General features: G+C 67.9%; 16 protein-coding genes and 2 pseudogenes. 11 read left to right on the plus strand and 7 right to left on the minus strand.

Annotated elements, in window-relative coordinates; translation table 11 throughout:
* The first annotated feature begins 43 nt into the window (after positions 1-43).
* The 4 genes from ACQPYS_RS26125 (at position 44) to ACQPYS_RS26140 (ending at position 3140) form a co-directional block, all read left to right on the plus strand.
* The gene (locus tag ACQPYS_RS26125) at positions 44-748 is read left to right on the plus strand and encodes a PadR family transcriptional regulator (RefSeq protein ID WP_063041831.1); all 705 of its coding nucleotides are present in this window, start codon (positions 44-46) and stop codon (positions 746-748) included.
* Between the two features lie 31 nt (positions 749-779).
* Complete coding sequence (locus ACQPYS_RS26130; protein WP_433491099.1) at positions 780-1172, plus strand: alpha/beta hydrolase fold domain-containing protein; 393 nt, start codon at positions 780-782, stop codon at positions 1170-1172.
* Entirely contained in the window at positions 1139-2119 is a 981-nt protein-coding gene (locus tag ACQPYS_RS26135; RefSeq protein WP_433491100.1) for an NUDIX domain-containing protein, read from the plus strand. The genes ACQPYS_RS26130 and ACQPYS_RS26135 overlap by 34 nt, the downstream gene beginning before the upstream one ends.
* A 220-nt stretch (positions 2120-2339) precedes the next feature.
* Entirely contained in the window at positions 2340-3140 is an 801-nt protein-coding gene (locus tag ACQPYS_RS26140) for an SDR family NAD(P)-dependent oxidoreductase (RefSeq protein ID WP_433491101.1), read from the plus strand.
* A gap of 11 nt (positions 3141-3151) precedes the next feature.
* On the opposite strand, the gene ACQPYS_RS26145 is transcribed toward ACQPYS_RS26140, so the two are convergent.
* The 3 genes and pseudogenes from ACQPYS_RS26145 to ACQPYS_RS26155 all read right to left on the minus strand — a co-directional run bounded on the left by ACQPYS_RS26145 (position 3152) and on the right by ACQPYS_RS26155 (position 5736).
* Positions 3152-3988 (minus strand): IclR family transcriptional regulator, encoded by an 837-nt coding sequence (locus ACQPYS_RS26145; RefSeq protein WP_433493136.1) that lies wholly within the window; start codon positions 3986-3988, stop codon positions 3152-3154.
* A 350-nt stretch (positions 3989-4338) separates the two neighbouring features.
* Positions 4339-4539 (minus strand): annotated as a pseudogene (locus ACQPYS_RS26150) (hydroxylase); the annotation flags it as partial.
* Between the two features lie 21 nt (positions 4540-4560).
* On the minus strand, positions 4561-5736 hold the full coding sequence (locus ACQPYS_RS26155) for a Rieske 2Fe-2S domain-containing protein (RefSeq protein WP_433491102.1): 1176 nt from the start codon (positions 5734-5736) through the stop codon (positions 4561-4563).
* A 360-nt stretch (positions 5737-6096) separates the two neighbouring features.
* On the opposite strand from ACQPYS_RS26155, the gene ACQPYS_RS26160 reads away from it, so the two are divergent.
* On the plus strand, positions 6097-7389 hold the full coding sequence (locus ACQPYS_RS26160) for a TetR/AcrR family transcriptional regulator (RefSeq protein ID WP_433491103.1): 1293 nt from the start codon (positions 6097-6099) through the stop codon (positions 7387-7389).
* A gap of 10 nt (positions 7390-7399) precedes the next feature.
* Here the strand turns inward: ACQPYS_RS26160 and ACQPYS_RS26165 are convergent, their stop codons facing one another.
* The gene (locus ACQPYS_RS26165) at positions 7400-7585 is read right to left on the minus strand and encodes a hypothetical protein (RefSeq protein WP_063041841.1); all 186 of its coding nucleotides are present in this window, start codon (positions 7583-7585) and stop codon (positions 7400-7402) included.
* Between the two features lie 270 nt (positions 7586-7855).
* Between ACQPYS_RS26165 and ACQPYS_RS26170 the strand changes: the two genes are divergently transcribed.
* From ACQPYS_RS26170 to ACQPYS_RS26180, 3 genes are read left to right on the plus strand one after another with little or no spacing between them, the layout of a single operon-like run.
* Positions 7856-9169 carry an ABC transporter substrate-binding protein gene (locus tag ACQPYS_RS26170; RefSeq protein WP_433491104.1) on the plus strand — a complete coding sequence of 438 codons (1314 nt, stop codon included), beginning with the start codon at positions 7856-7858 and terminating at the stop codon, positions 9167-9169.
* Entirely contained in the window at positions 9166-10119 is a 954-nt protein-coding gene (locus ACQPYS_RS26175; protein ID WP_433491105.1) for a carbohydrate ABC transporter permease, read from the plus strand. The genes ACQPYS_RS26170 and ACQPYS_RS26175 overlap by 4 nt, the downstream gene beginning before the upstream one ends.
* Entirely contained in the window at positions 10119-10961 is an 843-nt protein-coding gene (locus ACQPYS_RS26180) for a carbohydrate ABC transporter permease (RefSeq protein WP_063041843.1), read from the plus strand. The genes ACQPYS_RS26175 and ACQPYS_RS26180 overlap by 1 nt, the downstream gene beginning before the upstream one ends.
* 20 nt (positions 10962-10981) lie before the next feature.
* On the opposite strand, the gene ACQPYS_RS26185 is transcribed toward ACQPYS_RS26180, so the two are convergent.
* Positions 10982-11818, minus strand: coding sequence for a class I SAM-dependent methyltransferase (locus ACQPYS_RS26185; protein ID WP_433491106.1), 837 nt, complete (start codon positions 11816-11818; stop codon positions 10982-10984).
* Between the two features lie 71 nt (positions 11819-11889).
* Here ACQPYS_RS26185 and ACQPYS_RS26190 point away from each other — a divergent pair, with 71 nt between their 5' ends.
* The 3 genes and pseudogenes from ACQPYS_RS26190 to ACQPYS_RS26200 all read left to right on the plus strand — a co-directional run bounded on the left by ACQPYS_RS26190 (position 11890) and on the right by ACQPYS_RS26200 (position 13548).
* The gene (locus ACQPYS_RS26190; RefSeq protein ID WP_433491107.1) at positions 11890-12486 is read left to right on the plus strand and encodes a TetR/AcrR family transcriptional regulator; all 597 of its coding nucleotides are present in this window, start codon (positions 11890-11892) and stop codon (positions 12484-12486) included.
* A gap of 24 nt (positions 12487-12510) precedes the next feature.
* A pseudogene (locus ACQPYS_RS26195) lies at positions 12511-12870 on the plus strand (ATP-binding protein); the annotation flags it as partial.
* Between the two features lie 81 nt (positions 12871-12951).
* The gene (locus ACQPYS_RS26200; RefSeq protein ID WP_433493137.1) at positions 12952-13548 is read left to right on the plus strand and encodes a DUF234 domain-containing protein; all 597 of its coding nucleotides are present in this window, start codon (positions 12952-12954) and stop codon (positions 13546-13548) included.
* A 696-nt stretch (positions 13549-14244) separates the two neighbouring features.
* Here ACQPYS_RS26200 and mftG read toward each other — a convergent pair.
* Both mftG and mftF read right to left on the minus strand, forming a co-directional pair.
* Positions 14245-15702, minus strand: a complete 1458-nt coding sequence (mftG, locus tag ACQPYS_RS26205) for a mycofactocin dehydrogenase MftG (RefSeq protein ID WP_433491108.1) — start codon at positions 15700-15702, stop codon at positions 14245-14247.
* A gap of 19 nt (positions 15703-15721) precedes the next feature.
* Positions 15722-17122, minus strand: a complete 1401-nt coding sequence (gene mftF / locus ACQPYS_RS26210) for a mycofactocin biosynthesis glycosyltransferase MftF (RefSeq protein ID WP_433491109.1) — start codon at positions 17120-17122, stop codon at positions 15722-15724.
* Between the last annotated feature and the right edge of the window lie 20 nt (positions 17123-17142).

Below are 17142 nucleotides of genomic sequence, written 5' to 3' on the forward strand. Positions count from 1 at the left end.
TCATATGCCGGACCGGCATATGACCACTGATAGCATTCGGCGAATGACGACGAGCGAACCCGACGTGGCGCAGATCAACCTGCCGCCGACCAGCTGGGCGGTGCTCGCCATGCTCTCCTACGAGGAAGAGATCTCCGGCTACGACCTGAAGAAATGGGCCGACTGGAGTATCCGCTACTTCTATTGGAGCCCCTCCTACAGCCAGATCTACTCGGAGCTGAAGAAGCTCGAACGGCACGGATTCGCGCATTCGCGGGTCGACGCCGACAACGCCATGCGCGGTCGCCGCCTCTACCGGATCACCCCGGCCGGCCGGGCCGCCGTCACCGCCTGGACCAACAGCGCGCCGGTCGACCCGCCGATGCTGAAACATCATGTGATGTTGCGGATCATGTTCGGGCACCTCAGTTCGCCAGAGCGGCTCAAGGAGATCCTGCGCGACCATATGGCCGATGCCGAACGGCTCGAACGCAGTGCCGCCGTGGACGCGGCGGCCGCGAAATCCGAACCCGGCTGGGCCTACTCGCAGATCGTGCTGCAGTGGGCCGAACGCTACTACGCCTCCGAGCGCCACCTCACCCAGCAACTGATCGACGATATCGATGCCGCCGAGGCCGCCCTGGTGGCCGCCGAACGCGATGCGCAATCCACCTACCCGCACCCCACCCCGGGGCGCTGGCGGGAAGTGGAGCAGCAGGTCAAGGACGAGGATCCCGGGCGGCGCCGATCGCGATCACCCGGCGCCTGATAGACCTTCGCCGCACCCATCGCGTCACGGTATGGCCGTATCCGGCGGTCCGGCCGGGACCGGCCCACTCTCCGGGAGACACGACTCCGTCCGCGCGAGCGCCGACCTACGGTGGCCCGATCGGGTGGTGATCACCGCCGAACTCGACCCACCCTGCTCATCCGGTGACACTTATGCCCGGCCGCTCACCGAAGCCGGTGTCGCGGTGCGTCACCGGCGCTACGACCAGCTGTTCCACGGGTTCCCGACGATTCCCGCTCTCACGGTCACCGGACCGTACGAGAGGAGATCTGGGAGATGGTGCGCGCCGCATTTCCGCCCACCAGTCCGGGCGATAATCGACCGCAGACTCGTGACATCGGGTGATTCCCATTACATCAATACCCGAATATGCTGCACGACAACACATTTGATCTTTCGGTGATATTCGGTTTCGGTACTGTCGGCCCAGTGATCGGAAGACATCTCGCCGACTGGTTTCGTAAACATGTGGCCGGGAAACTCACCGGGCAGGTCATCCCCGACACCGCAGGTGCCGCGGGGTATCCGATTCGGCGGACCAAGAGGGTCGTGAAGGACACGACGGAGACGGTGCCCGACCAGGAACTGGCAGGCCGGCGACAGATCGAGCAGACCGGTTTCGGAATGAGTGAGCGGCCGGGAGCCACGGAGGACACCGATCTTTCGATCGCCGATCGAGCCGCCGACCGCGGTGACCACGCCCACGCCGAACCAGTGGATTCCCATGGAGAGCCCCCGGCACCGGCATCGCCTCCAGCCGGCGAGAAATTCACACCCGACACCCGCAGAGCATGGTTCCAACGGCAATTCGACGAAGGGAACCTCGATCCCGAAAATCTGGCGGCAGCCAAGGTGGTCATCATGGACGAGAACGGCCGGGTGCTGATGCTGCAATCTCCATACGAAGGCAAACGGACCATGCCCGGCGGCTTCGTCGACAACGGACCGCGAAAGAGAGAACAACCAGAAGAAGCGGCGAAACGAGAAGTTCGGGAAGAACTCGGGGAAGAACTCCAGAGAGCCGTCGGGATCGAGCGACTGCTTGCCACCAACAAGAAATCACCGGACCCCGAACATGGACGCGACTACCCGTTGACGGACTATATCTACCTCGCCACCTTCGATGAGACGACCGGTACCAGGGTGTCGGGTATGCGGTTCGATGTCGACGAGAAAGAAGTCACAGGATTCGACTTCCTTCCACCGGATGAGGCGGTTGAAAGCGCCGGGCGAAAAGGGATCGATGTCTCCGCGGCTCTCGAGGCGCACTCATCCGGAACAACAATCCACCTTGTAGACGGCGCACCTCCCTCGCCCAGCGGCCGAGATGACCAGATCGGCCCGGAATAGTTGGGCCGGATCCCCTGGCAGTGTCACCTGCGGATTCTTATCGGACCGCCCCCTGCCCCGACGCTGTGTGTACTTGTGCAGCGTCGTCCGCGAGGCCCCGCGCAGTCGCGCGATCGAGAACGCTGCACCCAGCGCTGCCAGCCGGTGGCGGAACTTACGTGACCACGCTGCCGCGAACGAACGCTGGCGGTCGACAGCGCTTCCGGCCTAACGTCCTGCCATGACCACCACAGCAGTTGTGACCGGCGCCGGCCGCGGAATCGGATTCGCCTTCGCCCGCCATCTCGCCGACGCGGGCCATCTGGTCGTGCTCACCGATATCGACGGTGCCGCCGCGCGGCGGGCCGCCGCGGAGATCGGCCGGGGTGCGGTCGGACTCGAACAGGATGTCCGCGATATCGCCGCGCACCGGGAGATCGCGGCGCGGGCCGCGGCCCTGGGACCGCTCACGAACTGGGTGAACAACGCCGGGGTGCTCTTCGCGGGCGACGCCTGGACCCATCCGGACGAAGAGATCGCCACCATCCTGGACGTGAATATTCGCGGCGTCGTGGCGGGGACCGCGGCCGCGATCGCGCAGATGGGGCAGGCGGGCGGGGTGGTGCTCAATGTCGCGTCGCTCTCGGCGCTCACTCCGGTACCAGGTCTCGCGCTGTACGCCGCGACGAAGGCGGCCGTCCTGTCCTACACGACCTCGGTGCAGGGCGACCTCCGGCATGCCGGGCTACCGATCCGGGTCCGTGCCCTGTGTCCCGATGTGGTCGGCACCCGGATGGTGACCGCACGGGTGGCCGATCCCGGTGCGGCGCTGCTGTTCGCCGGGCCGAAGCCGATGGACGAGGACACCGTCGCCCGCGCGGGTATGACGCTGATGGACAGCCGGCAGATATTCCGGGTGATACCGCGCTGGCGTGGTGCGCTGGTTCGCGGCGTCGATCTGGCACCCGCGTTCGGCCTGAACCTGATCGCGCTGATGCGCAAGCTGGGTAACCGCCGTCGGCGACGGGCCGCCCTCGGGTAGCACGACACCGGTCAGACGTACTGCAGGGCCGCCGCCGGGCGGGGCGGCGGCACCGGCCCCAGCGGGCGGGGCCGCTGCAGCGTGGGATGCACCCGGGCCCGGCCGTCCTCGACATTGCGCCAGATCCCCAGCGCGGTCATCCGCACCGGCGCGGCCGTTCGGTGGTCGAAGCTCATCCGGTCCACCGGCCCGCAGATCGATACCGCGGCCACCGCCTGACCGATCTCTCCGACCGGTGCCGCCACGCACCCGAATCCGGCCAGTGATTCCTCGCGCTCGAAGGCGATACCGTGCGCGCGGACCTTGACCAGTTCGGCCCGCAATTGCGCGGCCGTGGCGATGGAGTACCGCGTCTTCGGCCGGACGGGGCCGGCCTCGAACACATTGCCGCGCTCGCTGTCGGCGTAGGCGAGGATCGCTTTGCCCACCGCCGTACAGTGCGCGGGCTGCCGGCCCCCGACCCGAGTCGGTACCACGCCCGCCAGCCGGCCGCCGACCTTGTCCAGGTACACCACGTCCGTGCCGTCGAGTACGGCCAGATGCACCACGCAACCGGTGGTGCGGTGTAGTTCGTGCAGGAAGGGCACGGCGGCGCGGTGCAGCCGGTCCTGATGCACCGCCAGCGAGCCGAGTTCCATCAGCCGCAGGCCCAGTTCGTAGTCCCGGCCGTCGCGCCGCAACCAGCGCAGTTGTACGAGCCGCTCCAGGATGCGGTGCGCCGAGGACCGGGGTAGCCCGGTGCGGCGCACGATCTGGGCGAGCGTGAGGCGCCCCGGCCCCTCCAACGCGTCGAGAACCAGCGAGACGCGATCGAGCACAGCGCTCGGGGTGGCGGCGTCGGCCTGGATAGTCATGAACCCTCCATTGGGTCTACGTGCTGATGCCGAATCGGATATGACGAATAGGCATATTCCTATTAGTAGCATCCTATTGTGTCTGCTGTCACACGAATGGCAAAGGTTGGCCGAAAATCACGAACGGCCCCTCGGGCCGGGCGATACGCCCGGCCCGAGGGGCCGTTCCAAGCATTTCTGCGGTGACCTCCTCACGCGGTGTAGTACTTTTCGTCGACCTTGATCCCGTCGGTGCCGAATTCGATATCGCAGCCGCCGGGAGCCCGAGCACCTCGCAGGCGAACTGCCGCCAGCGCGCCATATCCGTGGTCTGGATCTGTACGTAGCCGAGCGCGATGCTCGGCCGGATCGAATCCCATCGAGCTCGGCGCCGAGGCGTGGTAGACAATGCTCCGCACCTGGAGCGCGTGGTCGACGTCGCGTCAGTACCACTGCAGTGGTGTGTCCCTTCGCGGCGCGTTACCGCCCGACCGGGCGAAGAGCTGGTCCACGGCCATCACCACCCGCCAGGCCGCCCAGGTGAACGCGCGCCGAGTGTGCACCCGGCGCGGACGAGAATGTTCGGGTCAGGTGGTGGTGTCGAGTACCGCGCCGCGAGCGATGTTGTCCGCGACCTCCGCCTCCCAGCTGGTGACGGCGCGCTCGGTATCGATCTCGAATTCGAACCGCTTGGTCATGTCCTCGGTGATGTCCTCGACATCCACGTAGAACTGCTGATACCAGCGGCGCAACTGGTACACCGGCCCGTCCTCCTCGGAGAGCAGCGGGTTGTCGATCGGCGCCTTGTTCTTCCAGATCTTCACGTCCTGCTCGAAACCCACCTCGACGCCGCGCGCGAACTGCGCCGCCATCGCCGCGGCGTCGGCGTCCGACATGCCCTGGGGTTTCTTCACCATCGCGCCGTACTGCAGGACGAACGAATTCGATGTGACCGGGTAGTGACAGTTGATCAGCACCGTCTCGATCGTCATGCCCTGCGCCTCGTTCCACAGCCAGTCGATCATGTAGGACGGGCCGAAGTACGAGGCATCCGAGCGCAGCGCGGAATCCGGATCGTCGTAGTTGGTACCGACGTTGATATCGCCGCGCGGGGTGGACCGCATGTACTGGGTCGCCACATGCCCTTCGAACACGTTCTTGAAGTAGCGCGGGAAAGAGTAGTGGACGTAGAAGAAGTGGGCCATATCGACGACGTTGTCGACGATCTCGCGGCAGTTCGACCCTTCGACCAGCAGGGTGTTCCACGTCCAGTCGGTCCACTCCGAGGTGCCGTAGCCCTCGATCTCCGGGATCGTCACCTCGTCGGTGGGTTTGCTGCCCTGCGGGTCGTGCCAGACGAACAACTGACCGTTGCGTTCCAGCGTGGGCCAGGCCCGGGTGTGGGCCAGCGGCGGTACCCGGCGGGCGTACGGGATCCCGGTGCACTTACCGTTACCGCCCCAGCGCCAGTCGTGGAACGGGCAGGCGATGGAATCGCCTTTGACCGAACCCTGGGCCAGATTGCCGCCCATATGCCGGCAGTACGCGTCGAGTACGTGCAGCGTGCCGTCGGTCTCGGACCGGAACACCACCAGCGTGGTGCCGAATGCCTTGACCTCGTGCGGTTGCCCGTCCCGGAACGATTTCGCCAGTCCCAGGCAGTGCCAGCCGCGCGCGAACCGGGTCGGGGCCGCGGCCGCCTCGATCTGCCTGTATTCGTCTGTACCGTGCTGGGGTCGCCCGTTCGGTGCAAGATCCGGCATCGGAACCTCCATGTTCCAGCGGAGTTGTGTGACTGCGCCGATAGTGGCCTGGGGCACCGGGTCGCCCCAGCCGCATTCCCGGTCAGTGGACACGTTTCGGCGCCGCGTTCGCGCCGAGTACCCCGGACGACCGGAATCCCCGGTCACTTCGACCGCCGCGGTACCCCGTGTCCGGAACCCGGGGACACCGGTGTGTGCCATGGTTGTGTTCTCCCCTTCGGGGAGTCTTCGTGCCCCGGCCCCCACGGCCACCCGGCGACGAGCCGGAAAGCCGGGCCGGGCCGGGCATCGGCCGCCGGAAACGCCCCCCGAGCGGGGTGCGCGGCATTGTCGCTGGTTACCCGACGATAGGATTACGGAATGAGCGTCGACAATCGCCGGGTCCGGTCGTCCGCGCCGCCGGTGCGCGCGAGCGGTCGCGACGATCCGGGCAGCGACGTCGCCACCGAAAAGGGTGCCGCGGCGGCCCGCCCCGTACGGCGCCGCCCGAAGAACCGGCGGGCGCAGATCGCGGCGGCCGCGGCCAACGCGTTCGGTTCGCTGGGGTACCACGGCGTAAGCATGGAGGACATCGCCGGCGGGCTCGGTATCAGTTCCGCTGCCCTGTACCGCCATTACCCCAGTAAGTACGCGCTGTTCCAGGAGGAATCGCTGCGGGTCGGGCAGGCCATGGCCGAATCGGTACGGCTCGACGCCGATGCCGCGGCGGCCCCACCCGAGCAGCGATTGCGCACGGTACTGGAAGCGCTCAGCGCGGTCACGGTCGCCAACCGGGCCAGTGTGACGCTGGTGCGCTGGGAGGGCCGCTACCTGGAGCCGGCGGATCGCGAGATCCGGGACGGCCAGCAGAACGCGGTGCTGGAGGCGCTGGGTACCCAGCTCGCCGCCTACCGTCCGCAGCTGCGCGGTCAGGATCGCCAGGTGCTGGTGGTGGCGCTGCTGTCGGTGATCACCAGCATCGCCGATCACCATGCGACGCTACCTACGAAACCGCTTGCCGGGCTGCTGGTTTCCACCGCCATGGACCTCGCGGCCGTCTCGCTCCCGGAGCCGGGGGATGTCGAACCCGCCCGCCCGGTGGAGATCCCGGAATCGTTCAAGCACGAATTGCTGCTCCGCAAAGGTGTGGAACTCTTCCACGCTCGCGGATATCCGAATGTGAGCGTGGAGGATATCGCCACCGCGGCGGGTCTGTCCGCGGCGTCCGCGGTGTACCGCTTCTACCGCGGGAAGAGTGATCTGCTGGCCGCCGCCTTCCGGCGCGCCGCCGAACGGGTGTCCAGTGCGATCGGTCCCGCGGTGGCCGGGGCCGCCGGACCGCGTGAGGCGCTGGATTCGCTGATCGACCAGTACGTCGAGGGTTCGTTCGCCGAACGGGAACTCACCTTCGTCTACTACACCGAATTCCAGCACGTACCCGCCGAGGAACGCGCCGCCCTGCGCAATGTGCAGCGGCTGAGCGTGGAGGAGTGGGCGCGGCTGGTCCGGCAGGTGCGCCCCGAACTCTCCGGTCCGCAGGCGCGTTTTCTCGTCCACGCGGCCTTCGCTCTCGTGGTCGATCTGGGCCGCGCGTTCGGCACGGTCGCGACCGCCTCGCAGCAGCGGGTCGCCTTGCTCATGCGGGCGGTGCTGTACGGCCCGACCGCCCGCTAGCCGTACCCGGTCACGATGCCGGGCCGGGAGCGAGCGGGGTGATCATCTGATCGACCAGCCACTGCCCGTCGATCTTCTGCATCCGCATCACCATGCTCAACTGCCCCGGCGCGGGCTGCCCCCGGGTACCGAGACTGGTAATGGTCTGGCCGATCACCACCACGGTCTCCGCCGACTCCGCGTCGGCGGTTTTCACCGCGAGTCGTACCGCGGGCGGTGCAGTCCCTACGGAAGAACCGGGAAAGCTCCGACATTGCCTCACACCGGCCGTACCGATTCGGCTGGGCGAGAACCCGGTGAGTCGTTGGAGGCGATTCATGCGCCGGCGGTGGACAATCGCAGGGGCCCGGGACATCGGTGCTCGCAGGCAGGTGTACCAGGCGGGCCTCGGCGGGCACGGTAGACGATTCGCGAATCCGGATAGGGACGATTTCGCGCGAGGGCACGCGCGGGAGGTGGTTGCGGCGTGCGTGAGCGAGGCACCTCACTGGGACGACGCGAGTTCCTGCGGGCCGTCGCCGGTGCCGGTGCCGCGCTGACACTGGGTGGGTGTGGCAGCGACGACGACGCGCTGACGTTCTTCTTCCAGGCCAACCCCGCCGAAGCCGACGGACGGCAGCGGGTGATCGACGAGTTCACCCGCCGGAATCCGGATATCCGAGTGCGCACCCTGCTGTCCGGCCCCGACCCGATGCAGCAGATGCTGACCTTCTGCGCGGGCGGCAAATGCCCCGACGTGTTGATGGCGTGGGAACAGACCTACGCCGGTCTCGCCGACCGGGGCGTGCTGCTGGATCTGAACACCCTGCTCGACCGTGATCCGGCCTTCGCCGCCGATCTGCGGGCGGGCGGTACCGCGGCGCTGTACGACACCTTCACTTTCGAGGGCGGGCAGTACGCACTCCCGGAGCAGTGGTCGGGAAACTTCCTGTTCTGCAACAGGACCTTGTTCGACGAGGCGGGACTGCGGCCGCCCGGGCGGTGGGAAGGCGCGTGGAGCTTCGCCGAATTCCTCGATATCGGGCGCGCGCTCACCGAGCGTGACAGGTCCGGCGAGGTCCGGCAGTGGGGGTTCGTCGATACCTGGGTGCCGTACTATTCGGCCGGTCTCTTCGCCGTCAACAACGGCGCCGAATGGGCGAGCCCGCGGACCGTTCCCGACCGGTCGGATTTCTCCACCGCGGCTTTCATCGAAGGCGTCCAGTTCTATGCGGACCTGGCCAACAGGTATCGCGTCGCACCGAGTCCGGCTGATCAGCAGTCGATCTCGGCGATGGATCTGTTCACGCGGGGCAGAGCCGCGCTGGCGATGGGCGGGCACTGGCGATATCGCACCTTCACCGAGGCCGACGATCTGGATTTGGATATCACTGCCCTGCCGACCGGCCCGACGGTCCGCGGCGCGCGCTCGAATATCGGCACCACGGGCCTCGCCATATCCGCCGACAGCCCCCGGAAAGAGCAGGCCTGGGAGTTTCTGAAATTCGCAGCCGGGCCGGTCGGCCAGGCGGTGGTCGCGGAAACCGGTCTCTTCGTGCCGGCCCGCGAGTCCGCCGTGCGATCACCCGGATTCGCCGCGGCGCACCGCGATATCCGGAACCTGGACATCCTCCTCGACGGACCGGCGCACTCCGCCCCACTCCCGGTCACGGTGAAATGGCCGCGCATCGACGCACTGATGGACCGGTACATCGGTCCGGTGCTCCGCGGCGCGGCCCCGGCGACCTCGCTGGCGGACAATCTCGCTCCGGAAGCCGACGAGGTGCTGCGCAACCGATGACCAGCACCGACAAGATCGCGACCGGGAAACCGGCGGCATCGGATGCCGCCAAGGGACGGCACCGCTCGGAGTCGGCGAAGCGGCAGGCGCGGGCGGCCGGGCTATTCATCGCCCCGAACCTCCTGGCGGTCGCGGCTTTCCTGGTCTTCCCGCTGGGCTTCTCGCTCTACCTGAGCTTCCATGAGTGGGATATGTTCGGCCCGGTCCGGTTCACCGGGTTGCGGAACTTCCGCGAGTTGCTCACCGCGGATCCGCTGTTCGCCATCGCATTGCGGAACACGGTCGTCTACACCCTCGGCACGCTGATCCCCACCATCTCGATAAGTCTCGTCGTCGCCGCGGCCCTGAACCGGGGAGTCCGGGGAACCGGCTTCTTCCGGACGGTCATGTTCCTGCCCCTGGCGATATCGAGCGTGGTGATGGCGGTGATCTGGCGTTTCCTCTTCGATACGAACAACGGGCTGCTCAATACGATGCTCGGCCGGATCGGCCTCGGCCCCGTCCCCTGGCTGGTCGAACCGCGGTGGGCGATGGTCTCGGTCTGCCTGGTCAGCGTGTGGAAGAGCATCCCGTTCGCCACCGTCGTGCTGCTCGCCGCGATGCAGGGTGTCCCGCAGGACCTGTACGAAGCGGCGAAGATCGACGGGGCCGGCGCGATCCGGCGATTCGTCTCGATCACCGTGCCCCTGATCCGGGGCGCGCTGTCCTTCGTCCTCGTGGTCTCGATCATCGACGCGGTACAGGCTTTCGACCAGATCTATGTGCTCACCGGCGGCCACGGCGGCCCGGAAACCGGGACCTACGTCTTCGGCATCATGATCTTCCAGAACGCCTTCGCCTTCGGCGACGCCGGCTACGCGGCGGCCATCGCCTGGCTGATCTTCGTGGTCCTGTTGGTGCTGACCCTCACGCAACTGTGGTTCGCCCGCAAGAATTCGACGGAGCAGTGATGGCGGCACCGGGCTGGAAGACCCGCGCATTCGTCCGGGCCGCCGCGCTCTACCTGGCGCTCATCGCAATGGCGTGGTGTGCTCTGCTTCCCATCCTGTGGGCGCTGGCGGGGTCGGTGAAGAAGCAATCCGAGGTCACCACACCGACCCTGCTCCCCCGCGAACCGCAGTGGTCCAACTACCGCACCGTTTTCGAGGAGATGCCGTTCGGCCGGATGTTCCTGAACACCGTCCTCTACGCCGGATGTGTCACGGCCGGTCAGGTCTTCTTCTGCTCACTGGCCGGGTACGCGTTCGCCCGGCTGCGCTTCCCCGGCCGCGACGTCCTGTTCATCGCCTACCTGGCCACCCTCATGGTCCCGCTCACCGTGACCGTGGTGCCCCAGTTCGTGCTCATCCGGGTGCTGGGCTTGACCGATACCCCCTGGGCGTTGATCCTGCCCGGACTGTTCGGCAGTGCGTTCGGCACCTATCTCATGCGGCAGTTCTTCCGCACCCTCCCCGTCGAACTCGACGAGGCCGCAGTGCTCGACGGTTGCTCCCCGTGGCAGATCTATTGGCGGGTCCTGCTGCCCAATGCCAAACCGGCGGTGATGGTGCTCGCCGTCCTCACCTGGGTCAATGTCTGGAACGATTTCCTGTGGCCGCTGGTGATGATCCAACGCCGGGAGATCTCCACCGTCACCCTCGGCCTGGTGTGGATGCAGGGACAGTATGTCTCGGACTGGCCGGTGCTCATGGCCGCGTCCATGCTGATCCTGCTACCGCTGGTCATCCTCTACGCCGTCGCGCAGAAGGCCTTCCTCCGTGGTATCGGCATGTCGGGTTTCGGTGGACGGTGACGGGCCGGGCGGCGCTGTCATCACGTCGCCGGTCGATTCCGCCCGGTGGTCGATGCGGTGATCACCACGGTCGTGTATTTCATGACGAAGCTGCCACCGGCGTCGTCGACCGCGGACCCGAGACCGGTGAGCAACTGATCGAGCGTGTCCGGCGGGAACTGGCTGTGACCGCCGAAGGTGGGTACCTGCTCGAGCCACTCGTCCCGGGTGAAGCGGCGCGTCCAGGGAAACTCCCACTGTTCGGGCGCCTCGAATGCGCCTGCTCGACGCATCCCGTCGCCGACCGCGTTGAACTGGCCGGCGTACATGGTGGGGCCCCCGAACGGTCCTCGGGCGAACGGCGAGCCGGGCAGGAGCCGCTGATAGACGTCCCCGAATGCCTGCGCGAGCTCGGCCGGGGGTGCGAACGCGTTCCAGAAGACGGCCAGCCGGCCACCCGGCCGCAGGATCTGTGCCGCCTTGGTGGCACCGCGGACGGGGTCCACCCAGTGCCAGGACTGCCCGGAGATCACTGCGTCGAAGTCCCGGCCCGCGGGATCCCAATTCTCGAACTTCGCCACCTCGACGGCGAATCCCTCCTCGGCCGCGAACTCGGCCATCCGCGGGTCGACCTCGACGCCGAGTACTCGACATCCGGCCGCGGCGAAGGGTTGCGCTGAAATCCCGGTGCCGATGCCGACATCGAGGACATCGTGACCGGGAGCCGCCGCGATGACCCGAGCCGCCATCGCGGCGGGGTAACGCGGCCGGGTTCGGTCATAACGTTGCGGGTCGTCGCCGAAGGACTGCGCGAGCCGGCGTGCGTGGTGGGAATCGCCCACGGGGGGCGACGACGAATCGGACGGTAGAGTGGTCATGCGCCCACTATGAGTGGGCGCCCGCCCACTTGTCAATCACGCAGCGAGAATTACGGAAAGGCGGTGCCCGGATGCCGACCGGTGTGGCATTGCGTGATGCGCGCGAACAACTCTTCGCCGCCGCCCGGCGCGTCCTACTCGTCGGCGGACCCCATGGACTGACCAGCCGGGCGGTGACCACCGAAGCCGGGGTCGCCAAAGGCGTGATCCACCGGCACTTCACCGATTTCGACGCCTTCCTCGCCGAGTTCGTCCTCGACCGGATCGCGGCACTCGACCGGCAGGCCGCGACGCTCCGCGATACCGCCGGGACCGGCCCCGTCGCCGAGAATCTCGCCACCGCCCTGACCGAGCTGTTCGACCCGGTGGCGGTAGCGATCGTCGCGCTCATCGTTTCTCGCGACGACCTACGAGTCCGCCTGCGCGAGGCCGGCGCGGCCCCCATACCTGTCCTGGGCGAAGGCACCGCCATGATCGCCGACTACCTCACCGCCGAACGAGACCTCGGGCGCCTGGCCGCGGACGCCGACGTCGCCACCCTCGCCCCCACGCTCACCGGTGCGGCACACCTGCTATTCGCCGACCGCGAGAACGCACCGACCGCGACCGCCGTCCACAGATCGGTAGCGGCCGTGCTCACCGGCGTCCTGCCACAACCCCACGCCTGAAAACGCCCGCGAAGGTCGCACGAACTCGCCACGCTCGATATCCGGCTGCGGCGCGTCACCGAATCCGCCGTCGGGTCTGCGGTGGCCATCCGGGGCCGACGCCAGGTCGGCAAATCCCGCCTGGTCCAGGAATTCTGTGACCGCGCCGGATTGCCGTACGTCTATTTCATGGCCCCCAAGGGTGCCGCACCGGCCGAATCCCTGGCCGCCTTCCTCCTCGAATTACGAGAGTCCTCGCTGGTCACCGACCCCGCAGTCGTTCCCGAACTGGCCGGCTCGTGGGCCGATGCGTTCCGGAGCCTGGCCGGGGTCCTGCCGGAGAGCCCGGCCGTGGTGGTGATCGACGAGCTGCCCTGGCCGGCAGAGCAGGACGCGAGCTTCGACAGCGTGCTCCAGACCGCCTGGGATCGACTGTTGCCCCGGCGCCCGGTGCTCCTGCTGCTCCTCGGTAGCGATCTGCACATGATGGAACGCCTCACCGCCTATGACCAGCCGTTCTTCGGACGCGCCGACAAACGAGTCCTGGCCATAGACGAACCACTGTCCACCCGACCCGGCAGGCCCGCGCTGTACCGGGTCGCCGACAGCAACCTTCGGCTCTATCTGGCGATTCTGCGTTCTGCGCAGGAACTTTCCCGTCGGGGGCGGTACCAGAGCGCGTTCCGGCTGATCCAGCGACGCTGGTCGACCTGGCGCGGCCGGGCAATCGAACCCTTGATCCGGGAATCGCTGGAACTCGCCGCCCTCGCCGGTGCCCTTCCCTGGCCGGAGGTGGAGACCGTTGGTGGCTGGTGGAACCGACGTTTCGATCCCGAAATCGACCTGGTCGGCGCGGACCGTGGGCCCATCGCCCGGAACGTGTACTTCGCGGGATCGGTCGAATGGCTGGACACCCCATTCGACGACCACGACATGTCCGCCTTGCACAAATCGATATCGCAGATGCCGGACTATGAGCCCGGAAAGACCGGCCTGGTCATCGCAACCCGGTCCGGAACGGCCCGGTGCAATGCCGACCTCACCTGGGGACCGGACGACATATTGTCCGCTTGGAGCAGTTGAACACCGGGCCCGGGTGGGTCATCCGACCGTCACAGCCAGGCACCCGGTTCGGTATCCGTGGATCGATCACGAAACCATATTCCGGCAAGTCACGCCGCGGGTCGTTCGAAGTCGACAATTGTGGGTCGCGGGGAGTTCGCTGAGTCTTCCGCACCGGCGCCGTACCTTCCCCGGTGCCCGGCGCCGGGTGCGGATTCTCGGGTGGCCGGATCACGTTGCCGCAGCGGGCCACCCAAGGGACCAGAGTACAAGCTCGCGGTCCGAATCCCGGGAGATCGGCCCGGGGTGTCGGAAATGTGGACGCAATATTGCACGGTGCCGCTTGATATTTCGGCGGGCAGACCCCGGTGAGCTGTATCCCCGACCGATACAGCTCACCTACCACACCGGTTGGCCCGGCGCAGGCAATTGGGGTACGCCGATAGCGGACGGCTATACCTCGGTGGCGGCGATTCGCGCCCGGGTGCCGGGCAGTGTCCGGATATCTGCGCAGGGGCCGGTCCTGATCACCGACCGGCGAATCGCACCGGTGGAAGGTACCGCACCGGCCACGGCCGCGCCAGTGGGAGTTCCGCGCCTTTGCGGGGGCCGGGCGGCCGGGCCGAGCGAGTTCGCCACCGATTAGCACACCGTCGACCGCTCCATGGCCCGAAAGGCGCTGCGGCAGTGTAAATGCAGGTGATCAATGGGCGGGATTCAGCGCAGTTCGGCGGACGCCCGTTCCGCCAGCAGCACCACGGTCGCCTGCGGACCCCGGCTCAGTGGTACCGGCACCACGGACAGGTCCACGACCGAGAGCCCGTCCACCCCGTGCACCCGGAACCGCTCGTCGACCACCGCCCGCGGATCGCCGGCGCGTCCCATCCGGCAGGTACCCCCGAGATGCTGTGAGGTACCGAGGCGGTCGTACAGCCACCGATCCGAAACCGGGTCGACGGGGCCTACCGGTTCGGCCGCCATGGACCCGAGGATCTGCCCGGTCAACTCCACCGCGTTGCGCAGCCGGGTCCGGTCGGTTCCGGTCCCGAGGTAGCCGTGTTCGATCCGCGGCGCGGCCAGCGGATCGGCCGAGTTCAGCGTGATGGTGCCCGAACTGGTGGGCCGCATCAGGGTCACGCCCATCCGGTAGCCCCCCAGTGTGAACGCGACCGTATAGGGACGGATCTCGATATCGTCGAACTCCAGGACGTATTCCAGGGGGACGGACCGGCCCGCGGGCGCCGGATACCGGTAGTCGATACCGATTTCGGGATGGTCGGTGAGCCATCGCCCGACCGGTACGTCGGCGACCACCGGGATACCCAGTGCCGTGGACTCCGCGGCCGGTCCGATACCGGAACGCAGCAGCAGTGCCGCCGATTCGATCGCGCCCGCGCACACCACCACCCGGTCGGCCCGGATCGTATCGGGTCGGCCGCCGTGGAGGAAGTCGGCGCCGACCACCCGGTCGCCGCGGAAACGCAGCCGGGTCACCAGGGTTTCGCCCTGCACCGTCAGATTGGGACGCGACAGCGCCGGTAGCAGATACGAATGCGCGGGACCTATCCGATGACGCCGGCCGGAGGCATCGGGCGGCCCGACCGTGCACGGCACCGGGCCTACGCCCGCCTCGGGGCCGCCGGGCAACGCGTTCCAGTCCGCGACCTCACCGAATCCGAGTTCCCCGCAGGCCGTGCCGAACTCCTCGACCAGCCGAGTGAACGCGCGCGTCCGGCGTACCGGGACCGGCCCCGCCCGGCCGTGGCCGGGGTGATCGCCGTAGTCGTGATCGTTCTCGAGCGCCCGGAAATAGGGCAGCACCGATTCGAAATCCCACGCGCGGGTACCCACTTCCCCGCTCCATGCCGCGAAATCCCGCGCCGCGGCCCGGATGAAATAGGACCCGTTCACCGACCCCGAACCGCCGATACCGCGGCCGCGCACGATGGTGCCCGGCCGGCCCGGTGCCAGGGCTACGGGATAACGCCACAACCAGGCGGCCTGGTCACCGAGCGGCAGGTCGGCACTGTCGGCGAGCTCCGGGGGGAAATCGTCGGCCGAAGCCCAGTGGCTACCCGCCTCCACCACCCGCACAGTATGTCCCGGATCTTCGCTGAGCCGGGCAGCCAGCACACATCCGGCGCTCCCGGCGCCGATGATCAGCGTGTCCACCATGCGGGGCGACCTGCTCGGGTTACTGGGGCGGGGCGGTCGGCTTCAGGGCGGCGGGACTGCCCGCCCGGAGCGCGCCCAGCCACAGGCCGGTGCCGTAGCCGATATCGTCGACCCGCCGGAACACGATATAGCGCAGCGGATCCAGTCCGCCGGGCTCGCGATGGGTGTACCAGTCGACCGCGCCCTCGGCCACCGCCAGCGATAGTGCGATCTGTCGTATCCGGCGGGAGAACAGCATGGCGGCCAGGGTTATCGGCCAGTAGTGCCGGCACATGGCCGAGGCGATCCGCCACAGACCGGCGAAAAACCCGCGTGCCACGTAGATCGCCGCGACACCGGTCGGGTTGTCGACGCCGGCGAACGCGCGCCGCAACCGGCGCAACGGCAGCAGCAGTGTGAGTCCCGCGCCCAGCACGCCCCAGCGGGTCCGGGTCGCCAGCAGCATAGCCGCCGCCGCGGTCCATTTCGGTACCTGCAGCGGTGACACCATTCCCGCGTGCCGGTCGCTGAGCGGGGCGGCGCCGGTGCCGTAGAACATCTTGCGACGGAACCAGTCCCGGAACGACACCCGGTGATCGTGGGCCACGTGCGCGGCCGGTTCGTAGCGGGCCCGCCAGCCCGAACGCTCGAGCCGCCAGCACAGGTCCACATCCTCGGCGACCTGCATGGTCTCGTCGAAACCGCCTTCGGTCTCCAGCACCGAGCGGCGCACCAGCAGCGCGGCGCTGGGCACATAGGACACCACCCCGCGTGATTGCACCGCCGATTCGCGGCGGCCCAGATCCAGCGAGGAGCGGGCGTGCTCATAGCGCGCCAGCGTATTGGTCTCCGGGTCCAGCGCCACGATCCGCGGCGCGACCAGGGCGACCTGAGGGTCGCTGAAATGCCCGAGCATAACTTCGAGCCAGCCGCTGCGCGGTACCACGTCCGAGTCGAGGAAGGCCACGAACTGGGTCGTCGCGGCCCGCAGGCCGGTGTTACGGGCCGCGGCGGGGCCGCGGCGCCGTTCGTGCCGCAGCACTTTCACCCGGCAGCGGCCGGTGTGCCCGTCGGCGATCCGTACCTCGTCGTCGGAACCGTCGTCGACAACGATCACCGTATGACCGCGCAGCGCGGCCAGCAGCCGGTCCAGCCCGCCGGGGTTGTTGTGCAGCGGGACGATGATCGTCACATCCTCCGGCGACGGCAACAGCCGCGGCCGGGGATTGGCCACCCCGGAATCCAGTAGCCGTCTGGCAACCACTGCCGATTGCGGGCTGTTCACCTCGAGATAGCCGTCACCGATCATTTCGGCGGCCTCGGGAGCCAGGCGCAGCAACCGGGCAGGTGAACCTCCGATAAGGATTCGCCCCCCCGAGTATGCGCGCACCCGTGGGTCGATCCGCACCCCGAATCCGTCGGGCAGGCGATCATTGCGCATTCCACGGATGGTAACTGCCG

The sequence above is a fragment of the Nocardia grenadensis genome, from assembly GCF_050942415.1.
GTDB lineage: Bacteria > Actinomycetota > Actinomycetes > Mycobacteriales > Mycobacteriaceae > Nocardia > Nocardia grenadensis.

What these genes read in the sequence shown, in the direction of transcription:
- ACQPYS_RS26125 (WP_063041831.1), top strand. Translation starts at nt 44, where the DNA reads ATGACGACGAGCGAACCCGACGTGGCGCAGATCAACCTGCCGCCGACC.
- ACQPYS_RS26130 (WP_433491099.1), top strand. Translation starts at nt 780, where the DNA reads ATGGCCGTATCCGGCGGTCCGGCCGGGACCGGCCCACTCTCCGGGAGA.
- ACQPYS_RS26135 (WP_433491100.1), top strand. Translation starts at nt 1,139, where the DNA reads ATGCTGCACGACAACACATTTGATCTTTCGGTGATATTCGGTTTCGGT.
- ACQPYS_RS26140 (WP_433491101.1), top strand. Translation starts at nt 2,340, where the DNA reads ATGACCACCACAGCAGTTGTGACCGGCGCCGGCCGCGGAATCGGATTC.
- ACQPYS_RS26155 (WP_433491102.1), bottom strand. Translation starts at nt 5,736, where the DNA reads ATGCCGGATCTTGCACCGAACGGGCGACCCCAGCACGGTACAGACGAA.
- ACQPYS_RS26160 (WP_433491103.1), top strand. Translation starts at nt 6,097, where the DNA reads ATGAGCGTCGACAATCGCCGGGTCCGGTCGTCCGCGCCGCCGGTGCGC.
- ACQPYS_RS26175 (WP_433491105.1), top strand. Translation starts at nt 9,166, where the DNA reads ATGACCAGCACCGACAAGATCGCGACCGGGAAACCGGCGGCATCGGAT.
- ACQPYS_RS26180 (WP_063041843.1), top strand. Translation starts at nt 10,119, where the DNA reads ATGGCGGCACCGGGCTGGAAGACCCGCGCATTCGTCCGGGCCGCCGCG.
- ACQPYS_RS26185 (WP_433491106.1), bottom strand. Translation starts at nt 11,818, where the DNA reads ATGACCACTCTACCGTCCGATTCGTCGTCGCCCCCCGTGGGCGATTCC.
- ACQPYS_RS26190 (WP_433491107.1), top strand. Translation starts at nt 11,890, where the DNA reads ATGCCGACCGGTGTGGCATTGCGTGATGCGCGCGAACAACTCTTCGCC.
- ACQPYS_RS26200 (WP_433493137.1), top strand. Translation starts at nt 12,952, where the DNA reads ATGGAACGCCTCACCGCCTATGACCAGCCGTTCTTCGGACGCGCCGAC.
- mftG (WP_433491108.1), bottom strand. Translation starts at nt 15,702, where the DNA reads ATGGTGGACACGCTGATCATCGGCGCCGGGAGCGCCGGATGTGTGCTG.
- mftF (WP_433491109.1), bottom strand. Translation starts at nt 17,122, where the DNA reads ATGCGCAATGATCGCCTGCCCGACGGATTCGGGGTGCGGATCGACCCA.